This window comes from Pseudomonas sp. H3_E04 (genome assembly GCF_054668915.1).
Window position 1 is genome coordinate 1,098,735 of the sequence record NZ_CP162797.1, and the last position, 21,520, is coordinate 1,120,254.

Below are 21,520 nucleotides of genomic sequence, written 5' to 3' on the forward strand. Positions count from 1 at the left end.
TTGAACGCGCCATCGATCTACATCGGTTGCGCCGGCTGGAGTCTCGCTCGCGAGCACTGGCCGGCATTCCCCGCCGATGGCTCGCACCTGCAACGCTACGCCGCGCGCTTCAACTGTGTGGAGATCAACAGCTCGTTCTACCGTCCGCATCGGCGCCAGACCTACGAGCGCTGGGCCGACACGGTGGCGCCGGACTTTCGCTTCGCAGTCAAAGTGCCGAAGCTCATCACTCATGAGCAACGGCTGGCGGACAGCGCAGCTGCCCTTGATGAGTTTCTCGGACAGTGCCAAGGCTTGGGTGATCGACTGGGCTGCCTGCTGGTGCAACTGCCACCGAAACTGGCCTTTGAGGCGCCGGTCGCCGAGGCGTTTTTTCGTGCCCTGCGCGAGCGGTTCAAAGGCAGTGTGGTGCTGGAGCCACGACACCAATCGTGGGTTGAGGCTGAGGCAATGCTGGTGGATCTGCAGATTGCGCAAGCGGTGGTCGATCCCTCGCGGATCAGCACCGACACCGCGCCGGGTGGCTGGCAAGGTCTGCAGTATTGGCGCCTACACGGCTCGCCACGGATTTATCACAGCGCTTATGAAGCGGCCTATCTGCAACAGCTTGCTCAGAACCTGCGGCGCGCCAGGGCCGACGGCGAAGACATCTGGTGCATCTTCGATAACACCGCCAGCGGTGCCGCCACAGCCGATGCGCTGGCTTTGAAGGCGTTGATCGAAGGCGTTGAAGGCTGAACGACGACGCTCTCGCCACCCACACAAACGATCCGGCTACAGGTAAACTCCGCGCACTTTTTCAAGGAGTTCACATGAGTTACTACCAGCCGGGCATTCTCGCCACCCTGTTCCTGCGCAAGCACGTCATCTGTTTTTCGCCCTGGCGTCGGTTGAAGCCTTGCCGCAAGCGATCGACAGCCTGCTGATGCTGGTGGATGGCAAGTCGGCGGTGCTCGGTTTTGGTGAGTCGTTGACCAAGGCGCTGAATGTCGAAGTCGCCGGCCTGCGCAGCTTCCCGGCGCTGACTGGCGTCGGCGTGAACAACCCGTCGACCCAGCACGCCCTGTGGATCTGGTTGCACGGTGTCGACCGGGGTGAGCTGCTGAATCGTTGCAACGCTATCGAAGCCGCGCTGGCCCCGGCCTTGCGTCTGGTCGAGATGCAGGAAGCCTTCCGCCACATGGACGGCCACGACCTAACCGGTTACGAGGACGGCACGGAAAACCCCCACGATGACGCCGCTGTCGCCGCCGCGCTGCTGAGCTCAGGCGCTGACGGGCTGGTCGGTGGCAGCTTCGCCGCGATCCAGCAATGGCAGCACGACCTCAAGGGTTTTCATCGCCTGTCTGCCGGCGCCAAGGACGACATCATGGGACGGCGCTTGAGCGATAACGAAGAAATCGACGACGCGCCAATCTCCGCCCACGTCAAACGCACCGCGCAGGAGAGCTTCGCGCCGGAAGCGTTCGTCGTGCGCCGCTCGATGCCGTGGATCGAAGGCGATCGTGCCGGTTTGATGTTCCTCGCTTTCGGTTTCTCCCTCGATGCCTTCGAAGCACAGCTGCGGCGCATGAGCGGCCTGGAGGACGGTATCGCCGATGGCCTGTACCAGATCAGCCGACCGATCACCGGCGGTTACTACTGGTGTCCGCCACTCAAGGACGGACGCCTTGATTTGCGCGCGTTGCGCATCGGCTGAGGACTGAATATGAATGTGGTGCGCTGGGGCATGATCGGTTGCGGCAGCGTCGCTGAACGCAAGAGCGGGCCGGCTTTCTACAAGGCCCCGGGTTCGGCGCTGGTCGCGGTGATGGGGCGACGCCTCGAAGCCGTCACCGATTACGCTTCGCGTCACGGTATCAGCCGCGTCTACACCGATGTCGATGCACTGATCAACGATCCCGAAGTGGACGCGGTGTACATCGCCACGCCACCCGACAGCCACCACGCCTACAGCCTGAAAGTCGCCGCCGCCGGCAAGCATTGCTGCGTGGAAAAGCCCATGGCGCTCAACGCCGGACAAAGCCGCGCGATGCAGCAAGCGTTTGCCGCAGCCGGTCTGCACTTGTTCGTTTCGTATTACCGCCGCTCGCTGCCGCGTTTTGCCCAGGTTCGGCAATGGCTGGAGCAGGGGCGCATAGGTGACGTCCGCCACCTGAGCTGGACGCTGACCAAAGCGCCGTCACTCGTGGATCTCGAAGGGCGCGATAATTGGCGCACTGATCCGGCGGTGGCGGGCGGCGGCTACTTTGCCGATCTGGCCAGCCATGGTTTGGACCTGTTTCAGTATCTGCTTGGCGACATCGTCGAAGTCGCTGGTTTCACTTCGCATCAGGCGGGTTTGTACGCGGCGGAAGATGCGGTCAGCGCCACTTGGCGGTTCGCCTCCGGGGCGCTGGGCATGGGCTGCTGGAACTTTGTTGCGGACCGCCGTGAGGATCGCGTCGAGATCATCGGCAGCAAAGGGCGCATCGGTTTTTCCGTGTTTGACGAGCATCCGGTGCAGTTGGATGCCGATGAGCAACTCAGCCTGGAGATTGCCCATCACGAGCATATCCAGTGGCATCACGTGCTGGCGATGAATGCGCATATTCGGGGTGAATCCGACCATCCTGCCGTGGCCGAGCAAGCCGTCAAGACCGACTGGGTCATGGACCGGATCCTCAGACGCTGAATAGCTCACAATCCCCTGTGGGAGCGAGCCTGCTCGCGAAAGCGGTGTGTCAGTCACGGAGGTATTGACTGACAGAATGCTTTCGCGAGCAGGCTCGCTCCCACAGGTCTTCCGGCGCAACGCGCATCTAAGGTTATGCCCAAACAATATTTCTCAACCTCGTCATAACGTCTCTAAGATCACGTCATAACTCGTTATAACAAGTGATCCCGCGATGACCGATAACGTTCTCTCCCTCAGTAGCGTTCCGCTGCACACCCAACTGCGTGATGTCCTGCGTGCGCGGATTCTCGACGGTGAATACCCGCAAGACAGCCAGATGCCTTCCGAAAGCGAGCTGGGTGCGCTGTTCAAAGTCAGCCGCATCACCGTGCGCCAGGCGCTGGGCGATCTGCAAAAGGAAGGGCTGATCTTCAAGATCCACGGCAAGGGCACCTTCGTCGCCAAGCCGAAAACCTTTCAGAACGTCAGCAGCCTGCAAGGCCTTGCCGAGTCGATGACCGGGCGCGGCTATGAGGTGATCAACCGCCTGCGCAGTTTCAGATTCATTCCGGCCGACAAGCGTGTGGCCGAGCGCCTGCAGGTGGTTGAAGGCGAGATCGTCGCGCAGATCAAACGCGTACGGCTGATCAATCGCGAGCCGATCTCGCTGGAAATCACCTACCTGCCCAAAGCGGTCGGCGAACGGCTAGAGAAGGCCGATCTGGTCACTCGCGACATCTTTCTGATTCTGGAAAACGATTGCGGCATCGCCCTCGGCCACGCCGATCTGGCCATCGACGCGGTACTGGCCGACAGCGATCTGACCCAGGCGCTCAACGTCGAAGCCGGATCGCCGATCATGCGCATCGAGCGTCTGACCCACGATGCGCAAGGCCAGCCGCTGGACTTCGAACACCTTTATTACCGTGGCGATGCGTTCCAGTACCGCCTGCGGATCGACCGGCAAAAAGGGGAGCAGGCATGACCCGCAACGTTCTAGAACAGGAATACGACATCGTCGTGATTGGCGGCGGTACGGCCGGGCCGATGGCGGCGATCAAGGCCAAAGAGAAGAACCGCGATTTGCGCGTATTGCTGGTCGACAAGGCCAACGTCAAACGCAGCGGCGCGATCAGCATGGGCATGGACGGCCTGAACAACGCGATCATCCCCGGCCACTCGACGCCGGAGCAATACACCAAGGAAATCACCATCGCCAACGACGGCATCGTCAATCAGGCTGCGGTGTATGCCTATGCGACGCACAGTTTTGAAACCATCGAACAACTCGACCGCTGGGGCGTGAAATTCGAGAAAGACGAAACCGGTGACTACGCGGTGAAAAAGGTCCACCACATGGGCGCCTATGTACTGCCAATGCCGGAAGGGCACGACATCAAGAAAGTTCTGTATCGGCAGTTGAAACGTGCGCGGGTGAGCATTACCAATCGCCTGGTCTGCACGCGTTTGCTGACTGACGAGGAGGGCGCGGTCAACGGTGTGATGGGCTTCGATTGCCGCACCGCCGACTTCCATGTGATCAAGGCCAAAGCGGTGATTCTCGCCTGCGGCGCGGCCGGACGCCTGGGTCTGCCGTCGTCGGGCTACCTGATGGGCACCTACGAAAACCCGACCAATGCGGGTGACGGCTACGCGATGGCGTATCACGCCGGCGCTGAGCTGGCCAATCTCGAGTGCTTCCAGATCAATCCGTTGATCAAGGATTACAACGGCCCGGCCTGCGCCTACGTCACCGGCCCGCTGGGGGGCTACACCGCCAATAACAAGGGCGAACGCTTCATCGAGTGCGACTACTGGAGCGGACAGATGATGTGGGAGTTCCATCAGGAACTGGAGAGCGGCAACGGTCCGGTGTTCCTCAAACTCGATCACCTGGCCGAGGAAACCATCCAGAACATCGAGGAAATCCTGCACAGCAACGAGCGCCCGAGCCGTGGCCAGTTCCACGCCAACCGTGGCACCGACTACCGCACGCAGATGGTTGAAATGCACATTTCGGAAATCGGCTTTTGCAGCGGCCACTCGGCGTCCGGCGTGTGGGTCAACGAGCGTGCCGAGACTTCAGTGAAAGGCTTGTATTCGGCCGGCGACATGGCTGCGGTGCCGCACAATTACATGCTTGGCGCGTTCACTTATGGCTGGTTCGCCGGGCACAACGCGGCGGACTTTGTCGCCGGTCGCGAGTTTTCGGCACTGGACAGCGAGCAGATCGCCAAGGAGAAAGCCCGGGTCTATGCGCCGCTCGATCGCGCAGACGGTCTGCCGCCGGCGCAGGTTGAGTACAAGCTGCGGCGCTTCGTCAACGATTACCTGCAACCGCCGAAAGTGACCAAAAAAATGCAGATCGGCCTGCAACGCTTCAGCGACATCGAGCGCGATCTTGAACAGATGAAGGCCAACAACGCTCACGAATTGATGCGTGCGATGGAAACCAGCGTGATCCGCGACTGCGCCGAAATGGCCGCCCGCGCCTCGTTGTTCCGCGCTGAAAGCCGCTGGGGCCTGTACCACTACCGTGTCGATCATCCGCAACGCAACGACACCGAGTGGTTCTGCCATTGCCATCTGAAGAAGGGCGAGGACGGCAAGATGACCAGTTTCAAGAAAGCCGTCGAGCCTTACATCATCCCGCTCGATGCCGAAGAAATGCAGGCCTATGACCGCCTGCGGGTCGGTGCCTTCGCCGCTTGAGACATCATTTTTCAGAGAGTCCGAACCATGGCTTATCAAGCTCAGGAAATTTTCTTCCGGTCCAACGCGCCGGTCACCGTCGACGAGGACAAATGCATCGCCGACAAGGGTTGCACCGTGTGTGTCGACGTCTGCCCGATGGACCTGCTGGCGATCAACCCGGCCACGCAAAAGGCCTACATGGCGTTCGATGAATGCTGGTACTGCATGCCGTGCGAGAAGGATTGCCCGACGGGCGCGGTGAAGGTCGACATCCCTTATCTCCTGCGTTGAAACCCGGTCGAAGGTGGGAGGGGGCTTGCTCCCGAAGAGGCCGGCATTGCTGGCATCACCCTTGACTGAAAAAACGCATTCGGGAGCAAGCCCCCTCCCACAAAGGTTTCCCACATTCAATGGTGTGGCAAGCCATTAGCTACCCGGAAAACCCGGACGCTGGATTCACCGAAAACCCCTCGTTTCCCACCGCGCCCTGATCGCGGCGGAGACGAACTTCTAACAAATGATTCGAGGGGAAACACTCATGTTGCGTGCAGCACTCGCCGGTCTGGTACTGGCTTCATTCAGCTTGTCGGCCTCGGCCGAAACCATCCGCATCGCCATCGGCACACAGGACACCACCATCAACTGCGCCGCCGGCGGCCTGTTGATCCGTGAACTCGGTCTGCTGGAAAAATACCTGCCCCACGACGGCGTCTACAAAGACGCGAAGTACGACGTGCAGTGGAAGAACTTCACCAGTGGCGCGCCGCTGACCAACGAGATGGTCGCCGGCAAACTCGACTTCGGTGCCATGGCCGATTTCCCCGGTGCGTTCAACGGTGTGGCATTCGAAACGGCGGGCAAGCACAGCCTGTTCATCAGCGTGTTGTCGGGCAGCATCAAGGGCAGCGGTAACGGCATCGTCGTGCCGAGCGCCTCGGCCGTGCAGAGCTTGAGTGAGCTCAAGGGCAAGACCATCTCGGTGCCGTTCGCCTCCACCGCCCACGGCATGTTGTTGCGCGCCGTGGCAGAGCAGGGCTGGGACCCGCTCAAGGATGTCAATATCATCGCCCAGCCACCGGAAGTCGCCGGCTCGGCGTTGCAGGCCGGAAAAATCGACGCCCACGCCGATTTTGTGCCCTTCGCCGAGCTGTTCCCGAGCCGTGGCTTCGCCCGCAAGATCTACGACGGCGCCCAGGCCAACGCACCGACCTTCCATGGCGCACTGGTGGATCAGGCCTACGCCAGGAAGTATCCGGAAATCGTCGTCGCCTACCTGCGTGCCAGCATCGAAGCCAACCAACTGCTCGCGGCCGAACCGGAGAAGTACAGCGAACTGATCGCCAAAGTCACCGGCGTCGATGCTGAGGTCAACTACCTGTTCCACGGCCCGTTGGGCGTGCAGACCCGCGACCTGAGCTGGAAACCTGAATACCGCCAGGCCGTCGGCACCGCCATCGATACCTTGAAGCTGCTGAAGAAAGCCGATCGCGGCCTCGACCTGAACAGCTTCATCGACGACCAGTACATCCGCGCCGCCTTCAAGGCTTCGAACCTCGATTACAGCGCGCAACTGGCCAACTACGCGCAGACGCCGTTGCCGGGTGTGGATGCGGCGACGGGCAAAGCCATCACCGATGTCAGCCATGTCGCGGAAATCTGGGTGCGTGGCGAGGAAAAAGTCCGCCGTTACGGCTCGGCTGAAGCGGCGTTCACCGCGTTGGCGGGGTTGAAGCAGGAGGGCAAGAACGTTCGGGCGGTGTATGCGCAGGCCAGTGACAGTGGGATCAAGTTGCTCGCTGAGCAGGCGTGGTTTGCCAGCGATGCCAAGGGTCGCCTCAGCGCATTTCTGCTCAAGGGCCAGGCCCAACAATACGCTGCGACGCAGGGTGGCAAAGTGTTCGATTTCAGCGATGCCACTGCGCAGGTCGTTGCTGCGCGCTAACCCCAAAAAACACTGCATTCCCCCTGTAGGAGCTGCCGAAGGCTGCGATCTTTTGACTTTGTTTTTTAAGATCAAGATCGAAAGATCGCAGCCTTCGGCAGCTCCTACAGGGATCTGGTTGAGAGGAATATTCGTGTATCGATCCTGTTTGCGCTGGATTCCGAGGACGAGCTCGCTGTTGCTCTGCCTGCTCTTCTGGCAACTCGCCGCCAGCCACCACTGGAACCTCGGCCTGGTCACCTTCGCCAACGTGCCGACGCCACTGGCGGTGATCGAAGCCGCGCTGGGGCTGGGCGACTCCGGCAAACTCTGGCAGCACCTGAGCAGCAGCCTGGGCCGCGTCTTCGCCGGCTATCTGGCGGCGTTGATCATCGGCATCGCCCTGGGCCTGGCCATCGGCCGGTCGAAATGGGCTGAGGATTTGCTGTTGCCGCCACTGGAAGTCCTGCGCCCGATCCCCGCCGTCGCGTGGATTCCGCTGGCGATCCTGATGTTTCCGTCCTCGGAGTTGTCGATGGTTTTCATCACTTTCACCGGCGCGCTGTTCCCGATCCTGCTCAATACCGTGCACGGCGTCGAAGGCGTTGATCCGCGCCTGATTGCCTCGGCGAAGAGCCTCGGGGCAGGGCGTCGGGCGATTCTGCTGGAAGTGATTCTGCCGGGCGCTGCGCCGAGCATCATTACCGGTCTGGCGATCGGCATGGGCACTTCGTGGTTCTGTCTGGTGACGGCGGAAATGATCTCCGGGCAGTTCGGTATCGGTTACTACACCTGGGAGTCCTACACCATTCAGAACTACGCCGACATTGTCGTCGGCATGCTCCTGATCGGCGTGTTGGGCATGGGCAGCAGTTGGCTGATCAAACGCCTGGGCGGCTTGTTCACGCCTTGGCATCGACCGCGAGGCAAAGCCTGATGAGCGTCATGCAAACCCCGGAAGGGCGGATCGACATTCGCCAGTTGTCCATCGTCCTCGGCCAGGGCCGCGAGGCTTTCGAAGCGGTGCAGGGCCTCGATTGTCAGATCGAACCCGGCCAGTTCGTGTGCATTCTCGGCCCGTCCGGTTGTGGCAAGTCGACCTTGCTCGGCGCCCTGGCCGGCCACTTGAGCGCGAAATCCGGCAGCCTGAAAGTCGACAGCACCGAGGTGGCCGGCCCATCACCACAGCGCGGCATGGTATTCCAGCATCACACGCTGTTTCCGTGGCGCACGGTGCGCGACAACGTCGCCTTCGGCCTGAAGATGCGCGGCGTCGGCAAGGCTGAGCGGCATCGCGCCGCTGATGAAATCCTCAAACTGGTCGGCCTCGAAGGCTTTGCCGAACGTTGGCCGGATCAACTCTCCGGGGGCATGCAGCAACGGGTCGAGATCGCCCGGGTGCTGGTCAATCGCCCGCGCCTGTTGCTGATGGACGAGCCGTTCGGCGCGCTGGATGCGTTGACCCGCTTGAACATGCAGGAACTGCTGCTGGACATCTGGACGCGCATCCGCACCACGGTGGTTTTCGTCACCCACGACATCGATGAGGCATTGTTTCTCGCCGATCGCTTGCTGGTGATGAGCGCGCGACCGGGGCGGATCATCGAAGACTTGCGTCTGGACTTCCTTCGTCCGCGTACCAGTGGACTGGTGACCAGCCCGGAATTCGCGCGCCTGAAACGCCATTGCCTCGACCTGCTGCGCCACGACAACGACCGACCGCTGCCGCGCCTCAATCCGCTCGGCCTGCCTCCTGAAAACCCTTTGCCGCGATTTGCCCTATGACCTCTATTTTTGCTGTGACCGACAACGAAGAGATACTCGCCCTGCAACCGCGCCTGACGGCTGAAGACGCCGGCGTGCGGCGCATTGCCCTGATCGATCTGGCCGATCTGGAGGAGCCGGATGGTTTGCTCTGGCTGGTTGATCGACTCCGGCAGGATCCCGCCGAGGACGTTCGCGCTGAGGCCGCACGATTGCTCGAAGCGTGGGAGGACGAAGCGGTCGTGCAAGCCTTGTGCGAAGCGCTGACGGACCCGGCGCCCGGGGTGCAATCGGCGGCTGCGCAAAGTCTGAGCCTGCTCAAGACTGCGGCGGCGGGGCGGGTCATTCTGCCGTGGACCACACATGCCGATATCAGTGTGCGCATCGCCGCCTTTCGGGCGTTACGCGAATTGCGCTTCGCCGAGGCCGCGCCGGCTGCCGTCGCCGCGTTGGAGGATGCCGATGCCAATGTGCGTCGCGAAGCGGTGGGCGTGCTCGGCTGGCTCAAACAGCTCGACGCGCTGCCAGCCCTGGCGCGCCTGGCCAGCGACGACCCGGACACCGAAGTGCGCCGCGCCGCCACCGGTGCGCTCGGTCTGGCCAGCGATGCCGAAGTGCTGCCGGCGTTGCGCCAGGCTTTGCACGACCCTGCCTGGCAAGTGCGCGAAGAAGCTGCGACCACGCTGGGCAAGGTTGGCCACAGCGACGCCGGCCCGGCCTTGGTCGATGCGCTGAGCGATGATTATTGGCAAGTGCGCCTGCGCGCTACTCGCAGCCTCGGCCGTTTGCGTTTCGTCCCGGCGCTCGACGCGTTGATCGACACCCTCGGCCATCGCATCAGCAACCTGCGCAAGGAAGCTGCGCTGGCCCTCGGTGAATTGAACGATCGCGGCGCCATGGCCGCGTTGCAGGCGGCGCAGGACGACGGCGATCCGGAAGTGCGTAAAGCCGTGCGCATCGCGTTGAGTCAGTTGCAATGAATCCGCTGGCGGTAGGCAACTCGCAGAGTGCACGCACGTTGCGCCTGAGCTGGCCGGACGGGCGTGAATCGCTGCTCACGCATGCCGATCTGCGCCGGCAATGCCCGTGCTCGCAATGCAGCGCGTTTCGCCTGCGCGGCGTCACGCCGCTGGTTGATGATCGCGTGCGCCTGATCGAGGTCACCCCGCAGGGTTATGGCGTGCAACTGGTGTTCAGCGACGGGCATCAACGCGGGATTTACCCGTGGGCGTATCTGGCGCAACTGGGTTCCTGACTTTTCCTGGCCCCCTGTGGGAGCGATGAAGATTGTCGATTTGTCCCCTGTCAATGTGGGAGCGGGCTTGCGCTGAAGATGGCGGCTTTGCCCCGGATCATTGTGGGAGCGGGCTTGCTCGCGAAAGCGGGCTGTCAGGCGATGATGATGCTGAATGTGCCGAGGCCTTCGCGAGCAGGCTCGCTCCCACAAGGATTTTGGTTGCGCTGAAGATTGTCGATTTGTCCCGGATTATTGTGGGAGCGGGCTTGCTCGCGAAAGCGCAGTGTCAGGCGATGATGATGTTGAATGTACCGAGGCCTTCGCGGGCAAGCCCGCTCCCACAGGGATTGTTGTTGCGCTGAAGATGGTGGCTTTGCCCCGGATTATTGTGGGAGCGAGCCTGCTCGCGAAAGCGGGCTGTCAGGCGACGATGATGTTGAATGTGCCGCCGCCTTCGCGGGCAAGCCCACTCCCACAGGGATTGTTGTTGCGCTGAAGATGGCGGCTTTGCCCCGGATTATTGTGGGAGCGGGCTTGCTCGCGAAAGCGCAGTGTCAGGCGATGATGATGTTGAATGTTCCGACGCCTTCGCGAGCAGGCTCGCTCCCACAGGGATTTTGGTGGAGCTGAAGATGGTGGCTTTGCCCCGGATTATTGTGGGAGCGGGCTTGCTCGCGAAAGCGCCGTGTCAGGCGATGATGATGTTGAATGTGCCGAGGCCTTCGCGAGCAAGCCCGCTCCCACAGGGATTTTGGTTGCGCTGAAGATTGTCGATTTGTCCCGGATCATTGTGGGAGCGGGCTTGCTCGCGAAAGCGGTGGGTCAGGCGGCGATGATGTTGAATGTGTGCCGACGCCTTCGCGAGCAAGCCCGCTCCCACAGGGATTTTGGTTGCGATGATGATTGTCGATTTGTCCCGTATCAGTGTGGGAGCGAGCCTGCTCGCGAAAGCGGGCTGTCAGGCGATGATGATGCTGAATGTGCCGCCGCCTTCGCGAGCAAGCCCGCTCCCACAGGGATTTTGGTTGCGATGATGATTGTCGATTTGTCCCGTATCAGTGTGGGAGCGAGCCTGCTCGCGAAAGCGGGCTGTCAGGCGATGATGATGTTGAATGTGCCGAGGCCTTCGCGAGCAGGCTCGCTCCCACAGGGATTTTGGTTGCGCTGAAGATTGTCGATTTGCCCCGGATCAGTGTGGGAGCGGGCTTGCTCGCGAAAGCGGTGGGTCAGGCGGCGATGATGTTGAATGTGTGCCGAGGCCTTCGCGAGCAGGCTCGCTCCCACAGGGACTGTGTTCACAGATTGATCAGATGGCAGCTCCTGCTTCGGCTTGCGCCGACTGGCGGTTCTTGTCAGGAAATTCCTACAGGAGTACAAATGTACTCCATGACTGATCTGACTCCCCGCCGTACCGCCATTCTGACCTTCATCCGCGATCGCATCGCCGAACACGGTCAGCCCCCAAGCCTCGCTGAAATCAGCGAGGCTTTTGGTTTTGCCTCACGCAGCGTGGCGCGCAAGCATGTGCTGGCGCTCACCGAAGCCGGTTTCATCGAGGTCAACCCGCATCAGGCCCGTGGCATTCGTTTGCTCGGTCAGCCGGCGCGTCCGGAGCTGCTGGAGATCCCCGTACTTGGTCGCGTGGCCGCTGGCGCGCCGATTGGCGCCGATGCCGACATCCATAACCGCTTGCTACTCGATCCGGCATTGTTCTCCCGCACCCCGGATTACATGCTGCGAGTGCAGGGCGACTCGATGATCGAAGACGGCATCCTCGACGGTGATCTGGTCGGTGTGCGGCGCAATCCCGAGGCGCTCAACGGCCAGATCGTCGTTGCGCGTCTGGACGGTGAAGTCACCATCAAGCGTTTCGAACGAATAGGGGATGAAGTGCGCCTGCTGCCGCGCAACCCGGCCTATCAACCGATTGTCGTGCGTGATGATCAGGATCTGGCCATCGAAGGCGTGTTCTGTGGTCTGGTGAGGCAAGGCTGATGGGCGCCGTCGTTGCACTGGATACGCTGTTCAATGGTGGCCAGGTCTGGCGCGGCAGGCCTGCGCCACCCGCGGCGAGCCCGCAGCCGACCGGGCATGCGGCACTGGACGCAGCGCTGCCCAGCGGTGGCTGGCCGGAAGCGGCGTTGAGTGAAATTCTCCTGGCCGGCCCCGGTGTCGGCGAGTTGCAACTGGTCTGGCCGACCCTGGCGCGATTGTCCGCGGCCGGTGAGCGCATCGTTCTGGTGGCGCCGCCGTTCGTGCCGTACCCGCAGGCCTGGGCCAACGCCGGAGTCGATCTGCGCCAGTTGTCCGTTATACAGGCCAGCGAACGCGATGCCTTGTGGGCTGCGGAGCAGTGCCTGCGCTCGGGCAGTTGCGGCGCGGTGCTGTGCTGGCCGAACAAGGCCGATGACCGCGCCTTGCGGCGCATGCAGGTGGCGGCGGAAACCGGCCAGACCCTGGCCTTTGCCTGGCGCCCGTTAAGCGAGGCGGTCAACCCGTCACCGGCAGCGTTACGCATTGCCATCGATGCCAAACCGGCGCAGCTACGCGTGCTCAAGTGCCGAGGCGGGCTGTCGCGTGCGACGCCGATTGCCTTTGCCGTGGGGCACTGACCGTCATGCGCTGGGTATGTATCCTTTTTCCGCAATTGGCCCTCGACGCTGTGCTGCGGCAGCGCCCAGACCCTGAGGAGCCGCTGGTCCTGCTTAGTGGCCCGGCCCAGCGCCGGGTGCTGCAAGCGGTGAATCCGGCGGCGCGCAAACTCGGTCTGCGTCCCGGTATGTCGATGACCGCCGCGCAAGCCATGAGCAAAGGCTTTGCCACCGCCGATTACGAGGTGGCCGAGGTTGAGCACTGGCAGCAGTTTCTCGCCGCGTGGGCCTATCGTTTCAGCGCACAGGTCAGCGTGCATTACCCGCGCACCGTGGTCTTCGAGATCGAATCGAGCCTGGGCCTGTTCGGTACCTGGCCGCAATTTGAAGCTCGCTTGCGCCAGGAGTTGAAAGACCTCGGCTTTCGTCACCGCATCGTCGCCGCGCCGAACCCGGTGGCCGCGCGGGTGCTGGCCAATGCCTACGATGGCTTGGTAGTGCCGGACGGCGAAGCCTTGCAGCATCATCTCGGGCAATTGCCGGTTGATCGTGTCGGGCTGGAGCCGAATGTCGCCACGGCGTTGACGCGCATGGGGCTGCGCAATCTCAGTCAGGTGCAAAGCCTGCCACGCCAGGCACTGGCCCGGCGTTTCGAAGCGCAGATGCTCAAGCACCTCGACACGCTGTTCGGCGCACGCCCTCTGGCGCTGGCCTTCTATCTTCCGCCCGACCGTTTCGATATTCGCATCGAGCTGAATTACGACGTGCAGTCCCATCAGGCCTTGTTGTTCCCGTTACGGCGTCTGACCGGCGATCTGTCAGCGTTTCTTTGCGGGCGAGACAGTGGCGTGCAGCGTTTCGATTTGCTTCTGGAACACGCCGGGCTGCCGGATACGGTGATCAAGGTCGGCCTGCTCAGCGCCGAACGTGACGCGGCGATGCTCTTCGAACTGGCCCGTGGCCGGCTGGAGCAAGTCCAGGTCGAGGCGCCGGTGCGTGGTTTCCGCTTGCGCGCCGAAGACCTGCCGAGTTTCGTTCCGCAGTATCAGGAACTGTTCGACGATCGCCCGCAGCAAACCTTGCCCTGGGAGCAATTGCGCGAACGTCTGCGCGCACGGCTGGGTGATGACGCGGTGCAGGGCTTGCGCTTTCAGCCCGATCATCGTCCTGAGTGCGCTTGGCAGAGCGCCGTCGACAAACAGCCTTGCACGGGGTTGCCCAGTGTCCAGCGCCCGGGCTGGCTGCTCAACGAACCGCAAAGCGTGCCGGAAGGTTCGGCACGGATTCTCATGGGGCCGGAGCGCATCGAATCCGGCTGGTGGGACGGGGGTGACGTGCGGCGTGATTATTACCTGATCCAGAACCGCGCCGGGCAGCAAGGCTGGGCCTGGCGGGCGGTGGGTGAGGGCGGTCCGTTGTGGCTGCAGGGCTGGTTCGCATGAGTGCCGATTACGCCGAACTGCATTGCCTGTCGAATTTCAGTTTCCAGCGCGGCGCCTCAAGCGCACTGGAGTTGTTTCAGCGGGCGAAAAAGCACGGCTATCAGGCGTTGGCGATTACCGACGAATGCACCCTCGCCGGAATCGTCCGTGCTTGGCAAGCGGCAAAGTCCGTCGAGTTGCCGCTGATCATCGGCAGCGAGGTGCGTATCGAAAACGGCCCGAAACTGGTGCTGCTGGTGGAAAACCTTGCGGGTTATCAGGCCCTGTGCGGCTTGATTACCCAGGCTCGGCGGCGTACGCAAAAAGGCCAGTATCAGGTGCTGCGCGAAGACTTCGCCGAAGCGCTGCCGGGTTTGCTGGTGTTGTGGGTGCCCGATTCAGTGGATGACCAGGAAGAAGGGCGCTGGCTGAAACGAATCTTCGGCGACCGCCTGTGGCTCTCGGTGCAACTGCATCGCGGCCAGGACGATCAGCAGCGGTTGGCGGCATTGTTGGCTCTGGCGGCTGAGTTGCAGGTACCAGCCGTGGCCAGCGGCGATGTGCACATGCACGCCCGTGGCCGCCGTGCCTTGCAGGACACCATGACCGCGATCCGTCATCACGTCCCCGTGGCCGAAGCGGGTCTGCGCCTGCACCCCAATGGCGAGCGGCATTTGCGTTGCCTTGATGAGCTGCGCGAGCTTTACCCGCCAGCCTTGCTCGAAGAGTCGGCCAACCTTGCCCGGCGCTGCACCTTCGATCTGAGCGAGCTGCGCTATCAATATCCGAAAGAGCTGGTGCCTGCTGGTCACAATGCCAGTTCCTGGTTGCGCCATCTGACCGAGGAGGGCATTGCCTGGCGCTGGCCGAAAGGGCCTCAGGCCAAGGTGCTCAAGCAGATCGATGACGAGCTGCAATTGATCGCCGAACTCGGCTACGAAAGCTATTTCCTCACCGTGCACGACGTGGTGCGCTTTGCCCGCACACAGAAAATCCTCTGTCAGGGGCGTGGTTCGGCAGCCAACTCGGCGGTGTGTTATGCCTTGGGTATTACCGAAATCGACCCGGAGCGCACCACGCTATTGTTCGAACGCTTCATGTCCAAGGAACGCAACGAGCCGCCGGACATCGATGTTGATTTCGAGCACGAGCGCCGCGAGGAAGTCCTGCAATACGTGTTCAACCGTTACGGCCGGCGGCGTGCGGCGTTGACGGCGGTGGTCAGCACCTATCACGCCACCGGCGCCGTGCGCGATGTGGCCAAGGCGCTCGGCCTGCCGCCGGATCAGGTCAACGCGCTGGCCGACTGCTGCGGTCGCTGGAGCGATGAAACGCCGCCGCTGGAACGCTTGCGCGAAGGTGGCTTCGATCCGCAGAGCCCGGTGCTGCGCCGTGTACTGAGCCTGACCGGGCAACTGATCGGCTTCCCCCGGCACCTGTCGCAACATCCCGGTGGATTTGTAATCTCCGAGCAACCGCTGGACACCCTGGTACCGGTCGAAAACGCGGCGATGGCCGACCGTACGATCATTCAGTGGGACAAGGACGACCTCGATGCGGTCGGCCTGCTCAAGGTGGATATTCTCGCCTTGGGCATGCTCAGTGCGATTCGCCGTTGCTTCGACCTGCTGAGCCGGCATCGCGATCTGGATCTGACGCTCGCGACAATCCCGCCCGAAGACAAACCGACCTACGAGATGATCAGCCGTGCCGATACGGTCGGGGTGTTTCAAATCGAATCGCGGGCACAGATGTCGATGTTGCCGCGCCTGAAACCGAAGACGTTCTACGATCTGGTGATTGAGGTGGCGATCGTCCGGCCCGGGCCGATTCAGGGTGGCATGGTTCATCCCTACCTGCGCCGACGTAATAACGAAGAGGCGGAAACCTATCCGTCGCCAGCGCTCAAAGTCGTGCTGGAAAGAACCCTGGGCGTGCCGCTGTTTCAGGAACAGGTCATGCAGATCGCTATCGTCGCTGCCGACTATAGCCCCGGCGAGGCCGATCAGCTGCGCCGTTCCATGGCTGCGTGGAAACGCCATGGCGGACTGGAACCGCACAAGGAACGCCTCGCCGCTGGCATGAAAAAGAACGGCTACACGCCGGAATTTGCCGCGCAGATCTTCGAGCAGATCAAGGGTTTCGGCAGTTACGGGTTCCCCGAATCACATGCCGCCAGTTTTGCTTTGCTGACCTACGCCAGTTGCTGGCTCAAGTGTCACGAGCCGGCGGCGTTCGCCTGTGCACTGATCAACAGTTGGCCGATGGGTTTCTACAGTCCGGACCAGATTCTGCAGGACGCGCGCCGGCACCAATTGCAGATCCGTCCGGTGGACGTGCGCGCCAGCGACTGGGATTGCAGCCTCGAACCGCTGAGTGCCGGGCAGCCGGCGATTCGGATGGGCCTGCGCATGATCAAGGGTTTTCGCGAAGAGGACGCACGGCGCATCGAAGCCGCGCGGCGACACGGCGCCTTTGCCGATGTCGCTGATCTCGGTGAGCGCGCCGCCCTCGACAGTCGTGCGCAGGCCTTGCTGGCTGACTCCGGCGCCTTGCGCGGCCTGGCCGGGCATCGTCATCGCGCGCGTTGGGAAGTGGCTGGGGTACAGAAACAACTCGGCCTGTTTGCCGGCCTGCCCAACGAGGAAGAAGTCAAAATCGTCCTGCCCAAACCCAGCGTCGGCGAAGACTTGCATGCTGATTACGCCACAGTGGGGACGACGCTCGGGCCGCACCCGTTGGCCTTGTTGCGTGGCGAGTTGCAGGCCCGGCGCTGCCGCAGCTCTCGGGAATTGATGGATATCGAACATGGCCGGCCGGTCAGCGTGGCCGGTCTGGTCACCGGCCGACAGCGCCCCGGTACGGCCAGCGGCGTGACGTTCGTGACCCTGGAAGACGAGTTCGGCAACGTCAACGTGGTGGTCTGGCGTGACCTGGCCGAGCGTCAGCGACAGGTGCTGGTGGGTTCGCAATTGCTCAAGGTCGACGGCCGCTGGGAACGCGAAGGCGATGTGCGCCACCTGATCGCCGGGCGCATGAGCGACCTCAGCCCGCTGCTCAATGGCATTCACGTGCAGAGCCGGGATTTTCACTGATCCTTTGTGAGAAAGCCTGCACCGAAAACGCTGTGACAGTCCCAATCGAGTTGCCTGACACACCGCCTTCGCGAGCAGGCTCGCTCCCACAGGGATTGTTGTTGCGCTGAAGATTGTAGGTTTGCCCCGGATTATTGTGGGAGCGGGCTTGCTCGCGAAAGCGCAGTGTCAGGCGATGATGATGTTGAATGTACCGACGCCTTCGCGAGCAAGCCCGCTCCCACAGGGATTTTGGTTGCGCTGAAGATGGTGGGTTTGTCTCGGATTATCGTGGGAGCGAGCCTGCTCGCGAAAGCGGTGGGTCAGGCGATGTCGATGTTGAATGTGCCACCGCCTTCGCGGGCAAGCCCGCTCCCACAGGGATTTTGTTTGGGATGAAGATCGCTGGTATGTCTCGGATTATTGTGGGAGCGGGCTTGCTCGCGAAAGCGATGGGTCAGGCGATGTCGATGTTGAATGTGCCGCCGCCTTCGCGAGCAAGCCCGCTCCCACAGGGATTTTGGTGGCGCTGAAGATGGCGGCTTTGCGCCGGATCATTGTGGGAGCGGGCTTGCTCGCGAAAGCGATGGGTCAGGCGATGTCGATGTTGAATGTGCCGCCGCCTTCGCGAGCAAGCCCGCTCCCACAGGGATTTTGGTGGAGCTGAAGATGGTGGCTTTGTCCCGGATTATTGTGGGAGCGGGCTTGCTCGCGAAAGCGGTGGGTCAGGCGATGTCGATGTTGAATGTGCCGCCGCCTTCGCGGGCAAGCCCGCTCCCACAGGGATTGTTGTTGCGCTGAAGATGGTGGCTTTGTCTCGGATTATTGTGGGAGCGGGCTTGCTCGCGAAAGCGGTGGGTCAGGCGATGATGGTGTTGGATGTACCGACGCCTTCGCGGGCAAGCCCGCTCCCACAGGGATTTTGGTTGCGCTGAAGATTGTGGGTTTGTCCCGGATTATTGTGGGAGCGGGCTTGCTCGCGAAAGCGGTGGGTCAGGCGATGTCGATGTTGAATGTGCCGATGCCTTCGCGAGCAAGCCCGCTCCCACAGGTTTTGGGCTCAGTGTTCAAAACAGATACAAATCAAAAGGCTGCACCTTTGGGCCGAAGGCAGATATTCTGCGCTTCACACGGGCACGGGAATCCCATCAATCTCCATGGCCGGCCACTGCCAGGATGAATTGCCCGAGGCCAAAGGAGTGTTCGAATGAGCGAAAAGAAGCTGGAAACCACGGTCGACCGCGTCTACCAGGGGGTTTACGCGGCGATCAGCAAGCGTTCGTTGCGCCCGGGCATGAAGCTGGGCGAGGCCTCGCTGGCTGAGCTGTTCAATGTAAGCCGCACCTCGGTGCGGGCTGCGCTCAAGCAATTGGAGGCCGATGGCCTGGTGACGACCGAGCCCAACAAAGGCGCGTCGGTTTCTTTGCCCAGTGACGCAGAGCTGCGTTCGCTGTTCGAAACCCGGCGGCTGATCGAGATCGGCATCGTCACCGAACTGTGCCGACGCAAAGACACCGTTGTCATGCAGGACCTGCGCGAGCACTTATTGCTGGAGGATGCGGCCCATGCGGCCGGCGACCATGAACGGCTGATCCACTTGCTTGGCGAATTCCACCTCAAACTGGCGCGCAGCCTGAACAATCCGGTGCTGCTCGACTGGTTCCAGAAGCTGATCTCGCGCGCCTCGCTGTATGCCGCCGCGCTCGACGACGACAGTCACCAGGCCTGCCGCGACGATGAACACCTGCGCCTGCTCGAGTACATTGAGGCCGGCAATCAGAGCGCCGCGATCGAGCTGACCTGCACGCACCTCAACGGAATCGAGAAAGCGATTCTTGACGCTGCTGCAAAAATGAAAACCGGCTATCACCCGCTCAAACACTTGATTGGCGTCTGAATGGCCCGGCGTTGCAAATCGGCTATACCTCCAATGAAACCAATGCGCTTTCAGAGCCTCGAAACACACGGGCGTCGCGTCGTTGTAGCGTTGCGATAGATCGGAAAACCGCAAAAAAGGACACTGAGTCAGGCGATGCAGTTTTTATCCGAAAGCCACGGCTGTGAGGGCTGGAAAGGCGAAATGGCCGAACGCATCCGTGCGTTCGACTGGAGCCACACGGAACTGGGTCCGCTCACCGACTGGCCGGCCAGCCTGTGCAACACTGTGCAACTGATGCTGGCTTCGCCGTTGCCGATGGTGATGCTCTGGGGCCACGCCGGCTACATGATCTACAACGACGCCTATTCCGAATTCGCCGGTGGTCGCCATCCCTATCTGCTCGGTGTGCCAGTAGAACTGGGCTGGCCGGAAGTCGCCGAATTCAACCGTCACGTCGTCGACACCTGCCTGGCCGGCGGCACCTTGTCCTATCGCAACAAAGAGCTGGTATTGCTGCGTGATGGCGTGCCCGAAGATGTCTGGATGGATTTGTATTACAGCCCGGTGGCCAACGATGAAGGCGTGCCCGGCGGCGTCATGGCGATGGTGGTCGAGACCACCGAACTGGTGCATTCCGAGCGCCTGCGCCAAGCGGCGGAAGACGCCTATCGCGCCGACAACGAGCGCGTGCGTCTGGCCTTGAATGCCGGCGCATTGCTGGGCTCGTTTGTCTGGGACATCAAGAACAATCGCTTGTCCGCCGATGAGCGATTCGCCCGTACCTTCTCCTATCCCGCAGACCAGGATCTGAGCGATCTGCCACAGGAAATCGCCGAATCGCGCATCCATCCCGAGGATCATCGGTGGGTGCAGGAGCGGGTCGCCCATTGCGTGCGCACTGGCGAACCCTACAACGCCGAATACCGCGTGCAGCGTGGCGACGGCCAGTACCTTTGGGTGCTGGCCAGTGGTGCCTGCGAGTTCGATGAAAATGGCAAGCCGTTTCGCTTCCCCGGTGTGCTGATTGACATCCACGAGCGCAAGAACGCCGAAGAATCACTGCTCAAATTCACCCGCAACCTCGAACAGCGCGTGGCCGCCGAAGTGGATGCGCGACTGGCTGCGGAAGAGCAATTGCGTCAATCGCAAAAACTTGAAGCGATCGGCGGCCTCACCGGCGGCGTCGCCCACGACTTCAACAATCTGCTGCAAGTGATCGCCGGCAACCTGCATCTGCTTGCCCGCCATGAGCCGAACAATGCCAACGTACAGCGCCGGGTCGGGGCTTCGCTGGCAGCGGTCGAGCGCGGCGCCAAACTGTCTTCGCAACTGCTGGCGTTTGCCCGACGCCAACCGCTTTCACCCGCCGTGTGCAACCCGGAACAGATTTTCGAAGGCGTCGGCGAATTGCTGCAACGCGCCTTGGGCGAAACCATTCAGATCGACGTGCAACTGCCGCCGCAGCCGTGGCACATCAACGTCGATCGCAACCAACTGGAAAACGCCATCCTCAATCTGGCCATCAACGCCCGCGACGCGATGAAGGGCGAGGGCGTTATCGGCCTCAGCGCGGCCAATGTTCGTCTCGACAACGAGTTCTGTGCAGGCAAAGGCATTTCTGCCGGTGAGTATGTCCGTGTGGCGGTCAGCGACACTGGCGTGGGCATTGCCCCGCAGATGCTCGAACAGGTCTTCGAACCGTTCTTCACCACCAAAGCCGATGGGCAGGGCACCGGGCTCGGTCTGAGCATGGTTTTCGGCTTCGTCAAACAGAGCGGCGGCCACGTCGAGATCGACAGCAAGCTCGGCGCCGGCACGCGGGTGCAATTGTATTTTCCGCGCAGCCTGCGTCCGGTTCGCGAAGAGGCCGCCAGTGTCGGCGAACGCAAGAGCGGCGGCCACGAAACCATTCTGGTGGTGGAAGACAATGACGCAGTGCGCGCTTCGGCAGTCGAGTTGCTGCGCGAAGAAGGTTATCGAGTGCTGACCGCCTGTAATGGCGACGTCGCCATGCAGATGTTGCTGGAAGGCATCGAGATCGATCTGATCTTCACCGACGTGGTCATGCCCGGCCTGATCAAGAGTTCGGATCTGGCCGCATGGGCCAAGGTGCAGACGCCGCCGGTGCCAGTGCTGTTCACCTCGGGGCATACCCGCGACATCATTTCCCGCGACCACCAGCTCAGCCCCGATACGCATCTGCTCGGCAAACCCTACAGCCCGCAAGCGTTACTGCAGATGATTTGCGAGGTGCTCGGCACTTGAGGCCGAGCGCTGCCACTG

At 61.9% G+C, this 21,520-nt stretch carries 17 protein-coding genes and 1 pseudogene; all 18 read left to right on the forward strand.

What is annotated here, in order from left to right; all coding sequences use genetic code 11:
• A complete protein-coding gene (locus tag AB4N53_RS05075) occupies positions 1 to 738 on the forward strand; it encodes a DUF72 domain-containing protein (RefSeq protein WP_460118720.1) in 738 nt (245 codons plus the stop codon).
• 74 nt (positions 739 to 812) lie between these two features.
• A pseudogene (locus AB4N53_RS05080) lies at positions 813 to 1,699 on the forward strand (Dyp-type peroxidase).
• A 9-nt stretch (positions 1,700 to 1,708) separates the two neighbouring features.
• Positions 1,709 to 2,674: a Gfo/Idh/MocA family protein gene (locus AB4N53_RS05085; protein ID WP_460118722.1), complete on the forward strand. Its 966-nt coding sequence runs from the start codon at positions 1,709 to 1,711 to the stop codon at positions 2,672 to 2,674.
• A 214-nt stretch (positions 2,675 to 2,888) separates the two neighbouring features.
• Positions 2,889 to 3,641 carry a GntR family transcriptional regulator gene (locus tag AB4N53_RS05090; RefSeq protein WP_460118724.1) on the forward strand — a complete coding sequence of 251 codons (753 nt, stop codon included), beginning with the start codon at positions 2,889 to 2,891 and terminating at the stop codon, positions 3,639 to 3,641.
• Positions 3,638 to 5,368 carry a fumarate reductase/succinate dehydrogenase flavoprotein subunit gene (locus tag AB4N53_RS05095; protein WP_460118726.1) on the forward strand — a complete coding sequence of 577 codons (1,731 nt, stop codon included), beginning with the start codon at positions 3,638 to 3,640 and terminating at the stop codon, positions 5,366 to 5,368. Before AB4N53_RS05090 ends, AB4N53_RS05095 begins: the two co-directional genes overlap by 4 nt.
• A gap of 27 nt (positions 5,369 to 5,395) precedes the next feature.
• A complete protein-coding gene (locus AB4N53_RS05100) occupies positions 5,396 to 5,641 on the forward strand; it encodes a 4Fe-4S dicluster domain-containing protein (protein ID WP_042559450.1) in 246 nt (81 codons plus the stop codon).
• 226 nt (positions 5,642 to 5,867) lie between these two features.
• Entirely contained in the window at positions 5,868 to 7,292 is a 1,425-nt protein-coding gene (locus tag AB4N53_RS05105) for an ABC transporter substrate-binding protein (protein WP_460118729.1), read from the forward strand.
• 133 nt (positions 7,293 to 7,425) lie between these two features.
• The gene (locus tag AB4N53_RS05110; protein WP_460118731.1) at positions 7,426 to 8,208 is read left to right on the forward strand and encodes an ABC transporter permease; all 783 of its coding nucleotides are present in this window, start codon (positions 7,426 to 7,428) and stop codon (positions 8,206 to 8,208) included.
• Complete coding sequence (locus AB4N53_RS05115; protein WP_460118733.1) at positions 8,208 to 9,056, forward strand: ABC transporter ATP-binding protein; 849 nt, start codon at positions 8,208 to 8,210, stop codon at positions 9,054 to 9,056. Before AB4N53_RS05110 ends, AB4N53_RS05115 begins: the two co-directional genes overlap by 1 nt.
• Positions 9,053 to 10,015 (forward strand): HEAT repeat domain-containing protein, encoded by a 963-nt coding sequence (locus tag AB4N53_RS05120; protein ID WP_460118735.1) that lies wholly within the window; start codon positions 9,053 to 9,055, stop codon positions 10,013 to 10,015. The genes AB4N53_RS05115 and AB4N53_RS05120 overlap by 4 nt, the downstream gene beginning before the upstream one ends.
• Entirely contained in the window at positions 10,012 to 10,290 is a 279-nt protein-coding gene (locus AB4N53_RS05125; protein ID WP_460118737.1) for a DUF971 domain-containing protein, read from the forward strand. The genes AB4N53_RS05120 and AB4N53_RS05125 overlap by 4 nt, the downstream gene beginning before the upstream one ends.
• Positions 10,291 to 10,846: 556 nt before the next feature.
• A complete protein-coding gene (locus tag AB4N53_RS05130) occupies positions 10,847 to 11,440 on the forward strand; it encodes a hypothetical protein (protein WP_460118739.1) in 594 nt (197 codons plus the stop codon).
• A 209-nt stretch (positions 11,441 to 11,649) separates the two neighbouring features.
• Entirely contained in the window at positions 11,650 to 12,267 is a 618-nt protein-coding gene (gene lexA / locus AB4N53_RS05135) for a transcriptional repressor LexA (RefSeq protein WP_460118741.1), read from the forward strand.
• Positions 12,267 to 12,884: a translesion DNA synthesis-associated protein ImuA gene (gene imuA / locus AB4N53_RS05140; RefSeq protein ID WP_460118743.1), complete on the forward strand. Its 618-nt coding sequence runs from the start codon at positions 12,267 to 12,269 to the stop codon at positions 12,882 to 12,884. The genes lexA and imuA overlap by 1 nt, the downstream gene beginning before the upstream one ends.
• Before the next feature lie 5 nt (positions 12,885 to 12,889).
• Positions 12,890 to 14,305 (forward strand): Y-family DNA polymerase, encoded by a 1,416-nt coding sequence (locus AB4N53_RS05145; protein ID WP_460118744.1) that lies wholly within the window; start codon positions 12,890 to 12,892, stop codon positions 14,303 to 14,305.
• A complete protein-coding gene (locus tag AB4N53_RS05150; RefSeq protein WP_460118746.1) occupies positions 14,302 to 17,379 on the forward strand; it encodes an error-prone DNA polymerase in 3,078 nt (1,025 codons plus the stop codon). Before AB4N53_RS05145 ends, AB4N53_RS05150 begins: the two co-directional genes overlap by 4 nt.
• 1,186 nt (positions 17,380 to 18,565) lie before the next feature.
• A complete protein-coding gene (locus AB4N53_RS05155) occupies positions 18,566 to 19,255 on the forward strand; it encodes a GntR family transcriptional regulator (RefSeq protein WP_460118748.1) in 690 nt (229 codons plus the stop codon).
• 135 nt (positions 19,256 to 19,390) lie between these two features.
• Complete coding sequence (locus AB4N53_RS05160; protein WP_460118750.1) at positions 19,391 to 21,502, forward strand: ATP-binding protein; 2,112 nt, start codon at positions 19,391 to 19,393, stop codon at positions 21,500 to 21,502.
• Positions 21,503 to 21,520 lie beyond the last annotated feature (18 nt).